Origin of the sequence: Agrobacterium sp. CFBP 3001 (assembly GCF_027871605.1) — a bacterium.
Lineage (GTDB): Bacteria > Pseudomonadota > Alphaproteobacteria > Rhizobiales > Rhizobiaceae > Agrobacterium > Agrobacterium leguminum.
This window is the reverse complement of the sequence record NZ_JAQAHD010000005.1, coordinates 265,167-280,740: the sequence shown is the minus strand read 5'-3', so window position 1 is coordinate 280,740 and position 15,574 is coordinate 265,167. Positions and strand designations below refer to the sequence as shown.

The window sequence follows — 15,574 nt, the reverse complement described above, 5'->3', positions numbered from 1 at the left end:
TGCTTGATCTCGGCTGCGTAAACCAGTCCGGAAATACGGCCGCCTGCCTGCATAGGCCGGGATGCGCATCCCGGCCTATGCATCAAGTAAACCACAATACGTCCACACAAGGCCGGAATGACGGGCGGGAAATGTCGCGAACCAACGCGAACGTCGAGATTGCCCAAGCCCTTCGCTTTTTTGTGTTCGAGACGGGGCGCGACGCAATCCCGGAACGAACTGAATATCTTCACTCACCATCGGGAACCGAATACGTTCGGGCGGGTTGTTCCAAAACAATTGGGCGCAACCTTTTTCGATGATGGATATTCATGTCGCCAAAAAAACCGAACGGAATTTCCACCACCCCGTGCCAGCAATGTCCCCTGCGCGACCTACCGCATTTCCGGGATTTTTCCTCTTCCGAACTGGATTTCGTCTCGCGTTTCAAGACGGGGGAACTTGCGGTGGAAAGCGGCTCCGTCATCCTGATGGAAGGCTCGCACAGCGCCCATCTTTACACCGTTCTGCAGGGCTGGGCTTTCCGTTACAAGACGCTTGAGGACGGCCGGCGGCAAATCCTCAACTATGTCATGCCCGGCGATCTCGTCGGTCTTCAGGGCACGGTGATGGGGGAAATGCAGCATTCGGTGGAGGCGCTGTCGCCGGTGACGCTCTGCGTCTTCGAGCGCTCCCGCCTCAACAACCTCTTCACCGATCACCCGACGCTTGCCTATGACCTCACCTGGATCGCGGCGAGCGAGGAACGCATGCTGGACAACCACCTCCTCAGCATCGGCCGCCGCACCGCGCTGGAACGCGCCGCCTATCTGATCGCGTTTCTTTATCGCAAGGCGAAAGCGGTCAACCTCATCCCCGGCGAAACACCGATCCCGGTCACCCAGCAACACGTTGCCGATACGCTTGGCCTGTCCATCGTTCACACCAACAAGACCTTGAGAAAGCTCGTCGATCGCGGTCTCATCCGCTGGACGGACAAGGGCTGTCTGGTGCTGGACGATGCCGGCTTGACCAACGTGGCGGGTTGGGAAAGCGATGAAAAGCGGCAGAGGCCCTTCATCTGATCTTCCTTTGACATGTCTTTTTTAAATGACGGCGCAGCCGCAATTTGCGACTCCTGTCGTGTTATCTGACGGGAGAATCATGTCGGAGACCGCAGCTTCGAGCCGTGCGGTCCTCTTTTTGGGAAGAAGAAAACATATGGTGCCACAACGGGTTATCATCGTTGAGGATGAATATCTGGTGGCGCTCGATGTGGAAGCGGTTCTCCAGTCCATGGGGGTGGAATCCGTCGCCATCGCCACCACGCTTGCGCAGGCGAGGCAGGCTGTCGAAGAGGATGGCGCCGATTGCGTGCTTCTCGATGTCAGCCTCACCGACGGCAAGAGCTACGATTTCGCGCGCGGGCTGCGCGATGCGGGCATTCCCTTCGGTTTCGTCAGCGGTTATGGTGACACGACGGGTTTTCCGGAAGATCTCACGCACGCGCCGTTGCTCGGCAAACCCTTCGGGGAAAACGAAATTATCGATTTCGTTCTCAACCTCGTCGGCGTGGTTGACGGTGCCGTAAAAGAATAACGTTTTGCCGCCAGATCGGGTATGATCGGGCCTGAATCGAACTCCTGAATCGAAATTCGGACGCGTTTCATGCAGTGGCAGGAAGAGGCAATCATTCTCGGCGTCAAACGCCACGGCGAGACGAGTGTCATCGCCGAGGTGATGACCCCTTCGCGTGGCCGCCATCTGGGGCTGGTGCGTTCCGGCCGTTCCCGCAGCATGCAGCCTGTGCTACAGGCGGGCAACCGGGTGGATGTCATCTGGCGGGCGCGCCTCCACGATCATCTGGGTGAATTCCGCATCGAGCCGCTGCAACTGCGCGCTGCGCAGTTGATGGAAACAGCGACCGCCGTTTATGGTGTGCAGGCCATGGGCGCGTTGCTCAGGCTTCTGCCGGAGCGCGATCCGCACCCGCATCTCTATCAGGCGCTGGATATCATTCTCGACAATCTGCATGACCCCGTCGATGCCGGGGAATTGTTCGTGCGCTTCGAACTGGCGGTGCTGAACGAACTCGGTTTCGGGCTCGATCTCACCGAATGCGCGGCGACGGGGCTGCGCACCGACCTCATCTATGTATCGCCGAAAACGGGCAGGGCGGTTTGCCGCACGGCAGGTGCGCCCTATGCGGAGCGGATGCTGTCGCTTCCGGCTTTCTTAAGCGAAGGCCAGTCGAAGGCCGCCGATCCTGACAGCCTCGCGGCTGCTTTCCGCCTCACCGCTCATTTCCTCAACCGGCATGTCTACGATCCGCGTGGCCTCAACGAAAACGCCGCCCGCGACGGTTTCGTGCAGGCGGCGCTGAAGGCGCTTGAGCGCAGGGCGAAGGAGGGCAGGGCGATGTCGCCCGCCCTCGATAAGGCCGTCTGACTAGGCCATTGCAGGCCTCGGAGCCGGTCGCTCCTGAATGGGCCAATGCACGATGGCCGCGAAAATCCCCATGCCGACGCCCAGCCACCAGACGAGATCATAAGAACCCAGCCTGTCGTAAAGGAAACCGCCGAGCCAGACGCCGAGGAACGAGCCGATCTGGTGCGACAGGAACACGACGCCGCCGAGCATGCCGAGATGGCGCGTGCCGAACATGATCGCCACCAGCGCATTGGTCGGCGGCACGGTGGAAAGCCAGAGAATGCCCATGACGGCCGCAAAGATGATGACTGAAAGCGGCGATTGCGGCAGGAGCAGGAAAGCGGTGACGGCAACCGAGCGGGCGATATAGATATAGGCCAGCAGATAGGGTTTCGAATAACGCTGGGCGATGACGCCGGCGGCAAGCGATCCGATGATGTTGAAGAAGCCGATCAGCGCCATGGCGATGACGGCGTAGCGCGGTTCGATGCCAATATCGCCGAGATAGGCCGGGAAATGCGCGGTGATGAAGGCCACCTGAAAACCGCAGACGAAAAAGCCCGTGGTCAAAAGCAGGTAGCTTTTATGGCCGAGCGCTTCTTTCAGCGCTTCGCCCGCCGTCTGCTGGAACTGCGCCTGCGACTGGCTGCCGGAAGAGGAATTGCCACGCATCGGAAAGGCGAGCAGCGGCACGAGCATCATCATCGCGGCAAGCCAGACGAGGCTGTCCGACCAGCCATAGGTGGAAATCAGGCCCTGGCTGATCGGCGCGAACAGGAACATGCCGGCTGAGCCCGCCGCGGTGCCGATGCCGAAGGCGAGCGAACGCTGCTGCGGCGTGACATGGCGCGCAAAGGCCGAAAGGATGACGCTGAAGGAGCCGGCGGCAATGCCGAGCCCGACGAGAACGCCGCCGCCGAAATGCAGCCAGAAGGGCGAGGTGCCGAAGGACATGCAGATGAGGCCGGCAGCATAAAGCAGGCCGGAAAGCACGAGCACGCGGCCAGTGCCGTATTTATCGGCGATGGCGCCGAAGAAGGGCTGACCGAGCCCCCAGAAGAGGTTCTGCAGGGCCATGGCGAGACCGAAGGTGGAACGGTCCCAGCCGGTATCGGCGAGCATCGGCAGCTGGAAAAAGCCCATGGCGGAACGGGGGCCGAAGGTCATGACCGCGATCAGCGACCCGGCGGCGATAATCAGCCAGGGCATGGTCTGGCGTGTGGCTTGCGACATGAATATTCCCCCATCGCGGCGCCGCGTCCCAAAAAATAGGGACATGGCTTGCCGCAGATTCCGCTACGATGGGATGAATATTATCTTTTGTCAGCCGGTCCCACTAGCGACTTTTCTTGACGGCCACTATTCATGGGATTGATGGAATGCCCCACATGCCGCCACCGGAGAGACGACGATGAAACAGAATATCTACGACGATCCCGGGTTTTTCGAGCGCTATAGCGCCATGCCGCGTTCTTTGGAAGGTCTGCGTCAGGCCGGCGAGTGGCATAAATTGCGCGCCATGCTGCCGGAGCTGAAAGGCACGGAGTTTCTCGATCTCGGCTGTGGTTTCGGCTGGCATTGCCGTTATGCCGCAGAGCAGGGGGCGGCCCATATCGTTGGCGTCGATCTGTCGGAGAATATGCTGCGCCGTGCCGCCGAGATAAATGGCGGGCCCGGCATCGAATACCGTCGCGCCGCTATCGAAGACATCGATTTTCCGCAGGAAAGTTTCGATGTGGTGCTGAGTTCTCTCGCCCTGCATTACGTCCGCGATCTCGACATGGCATTCGCAAAGATTTTCGCCGTGCTGAAATCCGGCGGCGATTTCATCTTTTCCATCGAACACCCCGTTTTCACGGCGCTGGAAAAACAGGACTGGTTTTATGGCGAGGATGGCGAAATCCTGCACTGGCCGCTCGATAATTATCAAAGCGAGGGCGTGCGCCATTCCAAATGGATGGCGGACGATGTGGTCAAATATCACCGCACGATGTCAGGCATTCTCAACAGCCTGCTTTCTGCCGGCTTTGCCCTGACGCGTCTGGCCGAGCCGAGGCCCGATCCCGCCTTGCTCGCGGAGCGACCGGAGATGAAGCACGAAGATCGCCGCCCGATCTTTCTGATCGTCAGCGCTCGCAAGCCGTGATCGATTCCATCCTCTCCTCATCCCTGTGCTTGTCACAGGGATCCAGTCGACACGCGTCTGCGTGGCGGAAAGAGTCTTTTCAGCCCAAGGACTTGGGCTGACTGGATTCCTGTGACAAGCACAGGAATGAGGGAGGACATCCGCGTCCCTTAGGCTCGATCTGACCTGGACCGGCTTACCGCCGCTTGATCGCCCAGCCTTCCGGCCTTTCCTCGGTCACCTTCGCTACATCACCGACGGATAGCCTGCCTTCACCACGCGGCGTCACGTTCCAGCCGAACAGCGGGCCGGGCACGCGCCGGTCGCCGGACATGCGGATGCGGCCCATGGCTTTCATGGGGGAGGGCACATCGCGGGAGCCGGTCGTCTGGTCCTGCGTGGTCATGATGCAGCGGGCGCAGGGTTTGACCAGATCGAAGCGAATGCCGCCGATCTCGATGGCCGCCCAGCGGTCCTCGGCCCATGGCTCGTCCGTATCAAGCACGATATTGGGCCGGAAGCGTTCCATGCCGACCGCGTCCTCGCCATTGGCGCGCATATTGTCGTTCAGCGCGGCAAGCGAGGCGGTGGTGGTGACGAGTATCTGGTAACCGTCCGCAAAGGTGACGGGCGTTTCGTTGCCGGTCCATTCGAGGCTTGCAATGCGTTTCGAGGCGTCGTCGAAGAACACCAGCTTCACCGCGCGCCCCAGCCATGCCGAGAGCGTGTCGTTGGTCTCGTCATCGGCTATGTTGGCGCTGACGATTGATTTCCACACCGCCACATCCATGCGCTCCCCGGAAGGCCTTGCGAGAACCTCGCCATTCGCTTCCCGCGAAAGCGCCATGCCGCCATCCTCGTGCCGGGCCAGAACCGTAGCGATGGCCGGCAATTCGCGCTGGGTGATGAAATGGCCGGTGGGATCGATGAGCATGGCGCGGCGGTCGCCCGGCAGGCCTTCTGCCGAAACAGTGCTTTCGGAGAGGGGAATGCCGCGCGCGCTTTTCAGCGGATAGATGTTGAGCTCGGTCACACGCATCTCGGGTCTCCTCAAATCTCGTCGAGAAACAGGTCCAGCACCTGTTTCAGCCGCTCATGGCGGGCCTTGGCCATCTGCCGGCCCGTCTCGGTGCGAAAGCCGTCGGCCAGCTTGAACAGCTTGGTTTCGAAATGGTCGATGGCAAAGGCGCGGTCGTCAAGCGGCCGCTCCTTCGCCAGCGGGTCGACCGGGTCGTAGAGAGCCGAGCCCATGCGTCCCGCAATATAAAAGCAGCGCGCCGCTCCCACCATGCCGATGGCGTCCAGCCGGTCGGCATCCTGAAGGATTTTCGCCTCCAGCGTCTGCGGCTCTATATTGGCTGAAAAGCTGTGGGTGGTGATGGCATGGGCGGCGGCGTCGATATCGCTGCGTCGCCAGCCAAGGGCTTCAAGAATGCCCGAGGCTTTTTCCGCCGCCAGCCGTGAGGCCTGCGCGCGGAGCGGCGAGTTCTTCTCCACCGCCACGCAATCATGCAACAGCACGCTGGCGGCCAGCACAGTGCCATCGCCGCCTTCGCCCGCATGGATGCGCATGGCGTTGCGGAAGACGCGGTGAATATGGGCAAGATCATGCGAGCCGTCGCCCGTATCGGCGGCGTGCGGTATCAGGTCCTGCGCAAGCGCCGCATAGGGCGCGAAAGCCTCGGCCGCGATCATGCCTGCGGCTTCCGGGTGAGGATTTTCTGGTAGAACAGGCCGATGCCGATCAGCACTGCGCCAAGACCGATGAAGGACAGCGCTCTCAGCACGCCTTCGAGGTTGCTCATGTCGATCAGGAACGCCTTGGCAACCGAGATCAGCACGAAGGCGGCGGATGCAAGACGCAGGCTGCGGGCATTGAAGCGCGAGCCGAGCACGAGCAGCAACACGCCGATCAGCAGCCAGACCACCGAATAGCTATAGGTCTCGCCCTGCAGGAAACCCTTCCAGTCGGCAATGTTCTCGCCCTGCCAGAAACGGCGCACCGAAAGCGTGGCCCAGGCAAAGCCGAGTGCCGCACCTGCCACCGCCAGCATGCTGACATAGGGCGGCGGACGTTTTCCGCGCGCATAATAGGCCAGGCCGCCATAGGCGAGCGCCGGCAACAGGTAGCCGATCAGCAGCAGGTTGAGGAACGGAATGCTGCCGGTATTTTCGCCGGTGAAATAGGGGTTGAGCGTGAAGAAATGCATCGTCAGCACATTGATGACGGCAATCACGCCGGCAATCATCGAGCCGTAGCGGAAGACGGGGCTGGGGCTCTTCAGGTCCAGCGTCATCAAGACGCCCGAGAAGCCGATGGTCAGCAGCGTGTAGATCGACTGTTCGCCAAGCGTCGGCACGCTGTCATCCAGCGTGCCGCCATTCATCGCGTGGCGGATGAGGATGGCGACGGCGAGAAGCCCCATGACGCTGGCAATTGCCTGCAGGAAGTTCTTCGCCCTGACCCCCGGCCAGTCGCGCAGCAGCCATGCCGAAGCGACAGCCAGCAGTGCGGGAATGCCGTAACCCGGCAGAAGCGCGTTGAAGACCGGCGTGGTGCCGAGGTTCTGCGGCCCGACAATGGTGGGTTCCCAGGCGATGCGGCCGAGAACGGCAACGCTCGCCACGGCCATCACCCAGGGCAGCACATCCCAGTTGCGGTAACGTGTCGCGAGCACATAAACGAAACCGATGACGGAGAGCAGCACGGTCGTCGCAAGCCCCTGCGTCAGCGTGTGCAGGCAAAGCGTAAAGGCGGCGAAGGAGCCGAGCACGAGGATGTTCAGCGGCTTGCGATAGGCCTCGTTGTTCTGCCGGTGCAGCCACTCGGCGCCCGCAAGCAACACCAGCCCAAGGCCGAGGCCATAGGCGGCGTGCAGCCAGTCACGGCCGAGATTGCCGTATTCGACAAAGCTTGAGGTGGCGAGCCAGACGGGGAAAAGTGCTGCGATACCGGCCCAGAGCTGGGCGAAATCCGCATCTTCAGCGCCTTTGCGTTTCAGGAAAGAGAAGGCGCAGAGCACGAAGACAGCCCCGAGGCCGAGCGCCATGGCGATTTCCGCCGTGTAGCCGACCGATACGGGCGGAAGGGACACGGACGTATCGTTGATAAGGCCGATGAAGTCGATGCCCTGCCGCGACATCAGCGACACGGCAGCCTGCGCGCCGAGCGCTGCGATAATGGCGGGCCATACCGCATAGTGGCGGGCGGCGCCAAGGGCCGCAAGGGCGGCGGTGAGCGCTGAAACGATGAGTGCCGGATGGGTGTCGATACCGCCATCGGCAAACAGGAAACCCATGGCCGGCAGGATCACGGCCATCGACACGGTGAGATTGAGAGCGAGCGACGGGCGCAGCAGAAGGCGCAGGGCGCGGATGGCGCGCCGCTCGGGAGCGGCGGTTTCGCCGGCCTCGGCAGGCGGCGTGTCGAATGCCTTGCCCGGCCAGAGCAATATGGTTCCCGCCAGCATGACGAGCAGGGCAAGCGTTGGCGGTTCGGCGCTGATCGTTTCGGAAAAGCCGATATAGCCGAGCGCCCAGAAGCCGAGGCCGGCATTGGCGAGAGAGGGAACCACGGTCCAGCCCTGCCTGCGCGCCGCGGCCGCTGTTGCCAGCCAGGAGATGGTGAGGAACAGGAAGAGCGCCCAGATATTCGGCGTTTCGGTAGAAATCAGCGCCGGCGTCAGCATCGAACCGAGAAGGCCGAGGCCGGCCAGCGCCTGCCCGTGCAGCAGCGAAAGCCCGATGGTCGCGAAGGCGACGAGCCCAAGCAGGCCAAAAGCCACGCCGGGGCCGATATAGCCATAAATGCCATAGGCCGCATAAACCACGCCGAACAGCGTCAAGGCGCCGGCCGCCGTCAGCACGCCCGGTATCATGGCGTTGGAATAGGTGGCGGCGATGCCCGGCACCGCCTTGCGGCGGACAGCCTCGCCGGCAAGCCCGAGGAGGAGGCCGAAAATGGCGGCGAGCGACAGCCTGACCGCCGGGCTGAGCAGCCCCGATTCGATCGAATATTTGACGAGGAAAATACCGCCGAGCGCCAGCGCCAGCCCGCCGGCCCAGACGGCCCAGCGCGCGCCGAGCAGGCTTTCGAAGCTTTCCTTCGTCGCCGGAGCGGATGCCGTATCGCTCGCAGGAGCGGAAGGTGCTTCCTCGCTGACGGGGTCTTCCGCCTGCGCGATGGCGGCGGCTTCCTGGGGTTCGGAGGCGTCTTCCGCAGTCGCCCTGCTTTTCTCTTCCGCCTCGAAATCCGGTTTTGCCGTGGTTTCCGCGCTCTCCGCCTGCGCCGCCGCAGGAGACGTCACGCCCGCAGCCATCAGCCGCTTGAGACTGAGAACTTCCCGTTCCAGCGACTTGATTCGACTTGAGTTGCGGATGCTCGCGACCAGCGTGTAGATGAAGGCCGCGACGAGGGCGAGGATAAACAGCGGGATTTCCAAACGGACTCTCCAATTACGAAGCTGTTTTTAAAGCCCTTTTGGTGAATTTATGCAAGGCCCGGTTGATGAATGGCTGGGTGGCGAGTGGGTGGCACACGCCCTCCCGCCGTGTCAGGAAACATCCGCCAGCCAGCGCCGCGCCGCTTCGATATCGGCAACCCCGAGCTCATGCCCGTCCTCAACCGTTTCCATCTCAGCTCTTGCTCCGCTCGCCGCCAGCCGGCCCTGCAATTCGTGAGCCTTGTCGAGATATTTGTCCCGTTCTCCCGCCACAAGCAGGACATTGCGGCCGGAAAGATCAGCCTGCGGCCATGTTTCCAGAACCGGCATCGGGCGATAGAGCAGGGCGTCTCCGGCAAGTTCCGGATAAAGTGCTGCAAAGGCCGCGTAGAAATTTGCGCCATTGGAATGGCCGATAAACTTCAGTTTCGAACGGTCGAGACCATAGGACCGTATCGCCCCCTCCACGAAGGCGGCGAAGGCTTCCGCTTCCGAGACGATATCCTTCTGGTCGAAGCTGAAATCGGGATTGCGGCGGAACCAGCGGGCGATGTCCTCCTCCGTGCTGCGGCCGCGCACGCCGAGAAGCGTGGCGCGCGGCGCTGCCCGGTGCGCGAGCGGCATCAGGCTCGTTTCGCTGCCGCCGGAACCGTGCAGCAGGATGATGGTGCTGCCATCCGGCTCCTCGGGCGTATAGAAACGGTGCACGAAGGGCAGGTCGCGATAGACGATGCGCTCCTCGCCCGGCATTGCAAATTGCGGCAGGGCGACACGCACATCCGCCTCGTCCTTCATGAAGAGCGGCGGGATGAACAGTTTTTCCCCCAGCGATTCCAACGGTTCGTCCATGGTCATGCCCGGCCCGTCGGTCGCCATTTCGATCAGCACACCGCCCGGTTCGCGGACATAGAGCGAGTGGAAATATTTGCGGTCATGGGCATTGGTGGTGCTGGAATTCAGCGATTTCAGCCCGGCATGAACCGCGTTCAGCTCGTCCATGTCCTTGGCCCGGAAGGCGATATGATCGACAGTGCCGGTGCCCGGCGCGCTGGACCAGAAGCCGGTTGCGTCGCGCACATCGATAATGTCGCCGCTTTCGGAAACGAGGCGGCGGATTGCGCCTGCCTGGCTTTCCTGCCGGTAACCGAAATGTTTCTCCAGAAACGCCACGGTTTCTTCCGGCACTTCGCTCAGCACCGTTGCGCCATAGATGCGGCGAATGGCGTCCTGCGCGGAAATATCGTCCGTCACATGCGGCGTCGCATCGGCAAAGGCGTGGGTGCCGACCAGCTTGACGATCAGGCCGTCAGGATCTTTCAGCCGGATGACCGGAGCGCCGAACTCATCGGAGGGGCCTTCCGCCCGCATGCCGAATTTCAGTGCCCGCGTCAGCCAGAAGCCGATGGCGGCGGGATCGATGGCCACGGAAATCTCCAGCGTCTGGCCATAGCCGACACGGCCTTGACCACCATCTTCCCAGACGAGAAATGTCAGAAGCGAGCCGGGCGAAGCGATATCGTCGCCATAAAGCAGGTGCAGCTGCATAGCGTCTTCGAAACCGGCCGTGCGCTTGGCCAGCCTCAGGCCCAGAAAGCCGGCGTAAAAGTCCACATTCGCCTGCACCTTGCGGGTAATCATGGTGATGTGGTGTATGCCCAGTGCAGAATTCATCTTGCCGTCCCGCTGTTTCGCCTGCTGTTCGTGGCCCTATTTGCCGCACGCTGCCCCTGATCCGCAACCCCGGCAAATGAGAACGCTGTGTTCTCTGCGTGAACGATCCCGCTTTCGCTTCGTTGCATGCGCGATGGGCAAAATGCCGGCTTTTTGCCTGCCCTGCGCCCGTTTATGCATATAAAATAAGCATACAAAATAACGGCTATTTTGTATGCAATTTTATCTTGCCTTGAGGGCTGGAATTGGGTCTTATGCAACCAATCCAACAAAACCATCAGGGGGAATAGATGATTTTAACGCGCAGGTTGTTGACCAGGGCTCTGACCATTGCCGCCATCGGTGTGACCGCTGGTTTTTCGCTGCCGGTCGTCGAGGCGCGGGCCGAAACGCCGGTGAAATTCACGCTCGACTGGAAGTTCGAAGGCCCCGCTGCCGGTTTCCTGCTGGCGCTCGATAAGGGTTACTTCAAGGCTGAAGGTCTCGATGTCACCATCGATAGCGGCAACGGCTCGGTGGAAGCCATTCCGCGCGTGGCGACCGGCGCCTACCAGATGGGCTTCGGCGACATCAACTCGGTGATGAAGTTCCTCGACGAGGATCCGAGCCAGAAGATCAAGGCCGTTTATATGGTCTATGAGCGCCCGACCTTTGCCGTGGTGGGCCGCAAGTCGCTCGGCGTCACCGGCGATCCGAAGTCGCTGGAAGGCAAGAAGCTCGGCGCGCCGCCGCCGGATGGCGCTTTTGCGCAATGGCCCGCCTTCAAGCAGGTCGCAGGTCTCGATGACAGCAAGATCGAGATCGAATCGATCGGTTTTCCGGTGCGTGAACCCATGCTCGCCAAGGGCGATGTCGACGCCGTTTTCGGCTTTGCCTTTTCGGTGATCCTCAACCTCAAGAAACAGGGCATCGCCGATGACGATATCTCGACCATCCTGATGGCCGAGCACGGCTTGAATCTCTATGGCAATGCGGTGCTGGTAAACACTGATTTCGCAGAGAAAAACCCGGATGCCGTGAAGGGCTTCCTGAAAGCGCTGGCCAAGGGCTTCGCCGATTCCGTCAAGAACCCGGAAGAGGGCGTGGCGGCCGTGCTCAAGCGTAACGAGACGCTCGACAGCGCCATCGAGCTTGAACGCCTCAACATGGCCAACAGCATGAATATCAAGACGCCCTATGTGGTGGAAAACGGCATGGGCGGCGTCGATCCGGCCCGGCTTTCCGCCTCCATCGAGACGCTGAAAGTTTCTCTTGGCCTGAAGGGCAACGTCAAGGCGGAGCAGGTGTTCGACGCGACCTATCTGCCGGCCAAGGAAGAACGCATGCTTCCGTAATGGACGAAGTGAGCAGGTGCGGCATGCTTCTTCTCCCCGCCTGGGAGAAGTCCGCGGCAGCGGGATGAGGGGGGCAAGCTCTCGGTCTATCGCTGGCGCTGCCCCCTCATCCGACCCTTCGGGCCACCTTCTCCCCGGCGGGGAGAAGAAACAAGCCGCAACGCTGCAGGGTTCAACCGCCCGATCAGCAACTTAAAACGGGAACAGCAATGTCACATCTCGTGGAAATAGACAGTGTGGACATGCGCTATGGCGGCTCCGCCGGCACGCTGGCCGTATCCGGCTTGAATCTCACGGTCGACAAGGGTGAATTCGCCGCCGTGGTCGGCCCCTCCGGCTGCGGCAAGTCGACCCTGATGAAACTGGTGACAGGGCTGCACATTCCGCAGAGGGGCAATGTCATCGTTGCCGGGCGGCAGGTCACGGAGCCGGTTTCCATCGTCGGCATGGCGTTTCAGAACCCGACGATGCTGCCGTGGCGCACCACGCTTGAGAACATCCTGCTGCCGCTGGAGATCGTCGAGAAACATCGTCGACGCCTGCGCGCCCACAAGGCGGAGTATGTCGCGAAAGCCGAGCGCCTTCTGGAAATCGTCGGCCTGAAGGGGTTCGGTTCGAAGTATCCGTGGCAGCTTTCCGGTGGCATGCAGCAGCGCGCCAATCTTTGCCGGGCCTTGATCCACGAACCGGAACTGCTGATGCTGGACGAGCCTTTCGGTGCACTCGATGCCTTCACCCGCGAGGAATTATGGTGCGTCATCCGCGACCTGCACGCCGCGCAGCGCGTCACCATCATCCTCGTGACCCATGATCTGCGCGAGGCGACATTTCTGGCCGACAAGATTTTCGTGATGAGCGCAAGGCCGGGCCGGGTGCTGGCGGAACACCGCGTGCCGTTTGCGCGCCCGCGCCAGCTCGATATCATGTATGACAAGGGTTTCAACGACATGGTGCAGGAACTGCATGGCGAGATCGCGCAGGCGAGGGTGGCGGCATGAGCGCCATCATGGAAGGCACCGTTGCGGCCGAGCCGCGCAAGCCGCTGATTGCCCGCGTCAACTGGGTGAAAGCCGCGCCCTGGCTTTATACGCTGGCGCTTTTCGTGTTGTGGGAACTGTTGGTCTACGCGCTGAAAATGCCGCCCACCATTCTGCCGTCACCGGTAAGGGTCGGACAGGCCATCTTGCAATATTGGTCGCCGATCTGGAAGAATTCGCTGCAGACGCTTTATACCACGACGCTGGGTTTCGCCATTGCGGTGGCCGCCGGCCTCGCCATCGGCCTGTTCATCGGCTGGTCCAAAACCATTTATGCCGGGCTTTATCCGCTGATGATCGGCTTCAACGCCATCCCGAAAGTGGCGCTGGTGCCCATCCTCGTCATCTGGTTCGGCATCGGCACAGTGCCTGCCGTGTTGACCGCCTTCCTGATCTCTTTCTTCCCCATCGTCGTCAACGTCGCGACCGGGCTTGCCACCATAGAGCCGGAAACGGAAGATGTGCTGCGGGCGCTTGGCGCAAAGAAGATGGACATCATGCTGAAGGTCGGCATTCCGCGCTCCATGCCCTATTTCTTCGGTTCGCTGAAAATCGCCATCACGCTCGCTTTCGTCGGCTCGGTGGTGTCGGAAACCGTCGCCTCCAATTACGGCCTCGGCAACATGATGAGTTCGGCGCAAAGCCAGTTCAATGTGCCGCTCGTCTTTGCCGGCCTGCTGATGCTCGCGGTGGAAGGCATCGTCATGTACGCCATCATGGCCTGGCTTGAAAAGCGCATGACCGGCTGGGCGCATCGCTCCACTATGGGGCAATAAGGAATGCAGCACGGGCATGAAGAATATGCCCGTGCCGGAATGTCGTGCGAAGTTAATGCGCCGCCATTTCTTCGACGATATCGCCGCCGTCCATCAGGAACGGGTAGTAGGTCGGCCAATTGGTCACTTCGTCCAGCAATGCCTTGCGGTCGTTGCCCCAGTAGAGATGGTAATGGCCTGCCTTGACCGGGGCGATGGAGTGGTCGCTGAACTGGATGAATTGCGGCGCGGCCTCATCGCCGCCGGTTTTCTTGAAGATGTAGCGGACACCGCGATTGCCCTTCTTGTAGGTCAGGATTTCATGGCCATCGCTGACATAGGTGCCTTCAGCGGGTTTGCCGTCCTTATAAAACGCCACGCTGTCGCTCTTGATGACGATGCGATTCACATCGGTCTTGTAACCGATCTCGTAATAGGCGCGGTACTCCGCCGCCGTCTTGTCGCCATGCGCCGCCTTTTCGGCCATGACGGAATCAAGCGAGCCGTTCAGCAGATAGGGATAGACCGACTGCCAGTCGCCTTCCCAGTCGGAAAGCGTGCGCGCCTTCACCTGCGCATCCTCGAAATAACCCTTGTAAATCTGCTTTTCAGCTTCGGTCATCTGGTGGCCGTGATCGTGCCCATGGTCGTGGCTGTGGGCTGCGGATTTGTCGCCACCGGCAGCCATTGCCGCGGTTGCCGCCAGCAGCATGGAACCTAGTGCGACGGCGCCGGTGACGCGGGTGAGTATCTTCTGCATTGTTTCGGCCCTCTCATATCGACGAAGATAGTTACGTAATAACATTACGTATCGACCTATAGAGGCCGCATTCGCGGGATGCAAGTGCGCGCTGCTACGTGGCCAACGAAAAAGCGCGGTGGCTGTTGCAGCCACCGCGCTTGAAAAGAGAGGAAGACGTGAGGTCTCAGGCCGGCTGGGCGCTCACTTCCGCCTTGCGCTCGTCGAAGGCGAGTTTCATGGCTTTCGTCACATCGCGGGTCGTTGCGAAATAAGTGTCGCTGCGCACCCAGTAGCGCAATTTGACGGTGGCGCTGTCGGCGCTGACCGAATCGACGAAGGTGACGGGGGCGGGGTCCAGCAAAACCCGGCTCTCCGAACGCACGACTTTCATCAGCATATCCTGTGCGGCCGCCAGATCCTCATCATTCTTGACCGTCAGGCTGAGTTCGTGACGGCGCGAGGGAAAGCGGCTGTAATTGGTGATCGGCACGTTCCAGAGCGTGGAGTTGGGCGCGAGACGGTAAAGCCCGTCGCTGGTCTTCAGCTCGGTCGCAAACAGCCCGATCTCGATCACAGTGCCGCTGACCGTGCTGGTCTCGATATATTCGCCGACCCGGAACGGGCGCAGCACCAGAAGCATGATGCCGGCGGCAATATTCTGCAGCGTGCCCTGCAACGCAAGGCCTATGGCCAGACCGGCGGCGCCAAGGGCGGCGAGAATGGAGGCCGTCTGCACCCCGAACTGGCCAAGCACCATGACCAGCACCAGAATGAGAACCACATAGCGGATGGCGCCGGCGAAGAAACCGGCGAGTGTCGCATCGAAGCCGCGAATGCGCGACAGGCCCTGAAAAGCCCAGCGTTGCAGGAAAGTGGCGGCCAGCCAGCCGACGATCAGCAGCAGAAGCGCACCGACGACCGAGAAGGAATATTGCACCGCAAGCGCGCTTGCCTGCTGCAACGCCGCCTGCGATGCGACGATGATATCCGTTGCCTGTTGTTCCATGAATTAACCTGTGATTTTCATTGCTCTTCAGGGTTGGTAACGACTGGACGCCG

The 15,574-nt window shown here is 61.2% G+C and carries 14 protein-coding genes; 7 read left to right on the top strand and 7 right to left on the bottom strand.

The window, feature by feature from the left end:
- Window positions 1-311: 311 nt before the first annotated feature.
- The 3 genes from PH605_RS09830 to recO all read left to right on the top strand — a co-directional run bounded on the left by PH605_RS09830 (window position 312) and on the right by recO (window position 2,427).
- Window positions 312-1,064: a Crp/Fnr family transcriptional regulator gene (locus tag PH605_RS09830; RefSeq protein ID WP_065654134.1), complete on the top strand. Its 753-nt coding sequence runs from the start codon at window positions 312-314 to the stop codon at window positions 1,062-1,064.
- Window positions 1,065-1,200: 136 nt separating this feature from the next.
- A complete protein-coding gene (locus PH605_RS09825; RefSeq protein ID WP_125145847.1) occupies window positions 1,201-1,578 on the top strand; it encodes a response regulator in 378 nt (125 codons plus the stop codon).
- Window positions 1,579-1,647: 69 nt separating this feature from the next.
- Window positions 1,648-2,427: a DNA repair protein RecO gene (recO, locus tag PH605_RS09820; protein ID WP_125145848.1), complete on the top strand. Its 780-nt coding sequence runs from the start codon at window positions 1,648-1,650 to the stop codon at window positions 2,425-2,427.
- Here the strand turns inward: recO and PH605_RS09815 are convergent, their stop codons facing one another.
- On the bottom strand, window positions 2,428-3,642 hold the full coding sequence (locus PH605_RS09815) for an MFS transporter (RefSeq protein ID WP_161987829.1): 1,215 nt from the start codon (window positions 3,640-3,642) through the stop codon (window positions 2,428-2,430).
- A 178-nt stretch (window positions 3,643-3,820) separates the two neighbouring features.
- On the opposite strand from PH605_RS09815, the gene PH605_RS09810 reads away from it, so the two are divergent.
- Window positions 3,821-4,555: a class I SAM-dependent methyltransferase gene (locus tag PH605_RS09810; RefSeq protein ID WP_142844792.1), complete on the top strand. Its 735-nt coding sequence runs from the start codon at window positions 3,821-3,823 to the stop codon at window positions 4,553-4,555.
- Between the two features lie 175 nt (window positions 4,556-4,730).
- On the opposite strand, the gene PH605_RS09805 is transcribed toward PH605_RS09810, so the two are convergent.
- From PH605_RS09805 to PH605_RS09790, 4 genes are all read right to left on the bottom strand, one after another.
- The gene (locus PH605_RS09805; protein WP_142844793.1) at window positions 4,731-5,573 is read right to left on the bottom strand and encodes an MOSC domain-containing protein; all 843 of its coding nucleotides are present in this window, start codon (window positions 5,571-5,573) and stop codon (window positions 4,731-4,733) included.
- Window positions 5,574-5,584: 11 nt separating this feature from the next.
- Window positions 5,585-6,229 carry an HD domain-containing protein gene (locus PH605_RS09800; protein WP_059752335.1) on the bottom strand — a complete coding sequence of 215 codons (645 nt, stop codon included), beginning with the start codon at window positions 6,227-6,229 and terminating at the stop codon, window positions 5,585-5,587.
- Window positions 6,226-8,976, bottom strand: coding sequence for a DUF2339 domain-containing protein (locus tag PH605_RS09795; protein WP_161987830.1), 2,751 nt, complete (start codon window positions 8,974-8,976; stop codon window positions 6,226-6,228). The genes PH605_RS09800 and PH605_RS09795 overlap by 4 nt, the downstream gene beginning before the upstream one ends.
- Before the next feature lie 111 nt (window positions 8,977-9,087).
- Window positions 9,088-10,647 carry a VOC family protein gene (locus PH605_RS09790; RefSeq protein WP_080856175.1) on the bottom strand — a complete coding sequence of 520 codons (1,560 nt, stop codon included), beginning with the start codon at window positions 10,645-10,647 and terminating at the stop codon, window positions 9,088-9,090.
- A 290-nt stretch (window positions 10,648-10,937) separates the two neighbouring features.
- On the opposite strand from PH605_RS09790, the gene PH605_RS09785 reads away from it, so the two are divergent.
- The 3 genes from PH605_RS09785 to PH605_RS09775 all read left to right on the top strand — a co-directional run bounded on the left by PH605_RS09785 (window position 10,938) and on the right by PH605_RS09775 (window position 13,794).
- Window positions 10,938-11,981: an ABC transporter substrate-binding protein gene (locus PH605_RS09785; RefSeq protein WP_142844794.1), complete on the top strand. Its 1,044-nt coding sequence runs from the start codon at window positions 10,938-10,940 to the stop codon at window positions 11,979-11,981.
- A gap of 209 nt (window positions 11,982-12,190) precedes the next feature.
- On the top strand, window positions 12,191-12,979 hold the full coding sequence (locus PH605_RS09780; protein ID WP_065654124.1) for an ABC transporter ATP-binding protein: 789 nt from the start codon (window positions 12,191-12,193) through the stop codon (window positions 12,977-12,979).
- The gene (locus PH605_RS09775; protein ID WP_080856177.1) at window positions 12,976-13,794 is read left to right on the top strand and encodes an ABC transporter permease; all 819 of its coding nucleotides are present in this window, start codon (window positions 12,976-12,978) and stop codon (window positions 13,792-13,794) included. The genes PH605_RS09780 and PH605_RS09775 overlap by 4 nt, the downstream gene beginning before the upstream one ends.
- Window positions 13,795-13,846: 52 nt before the next feature.
- Here the strand turns inward: PH605_RS09775 and PH605_RS09770 are convergent, their stop codons facing one another.
- Window positions 13,847-14,533, bottom strand: a complete 687-nt coding sequence (locus PH605_RS09770) for a metal-binding protein ZinT (protein ID WP_142844795.1) — start codon at window positions 14,531-14,533, stop codon at window positions 13,847-13,849.
- A 166-nt stretch (window positions 14,534-14,699) separates the two neighbouring features.
- Entirely contained in the window at window positions 14,700-15,521 is an 822-nt protein-coding gene (locus PH605_RS09765) for a mechanosensitive ion channel family protein (protein ID WP_065654121.1), read from the bottom strand.
- Window positions 15,522-15,574 lie beyond the last annotated feature (53 nt).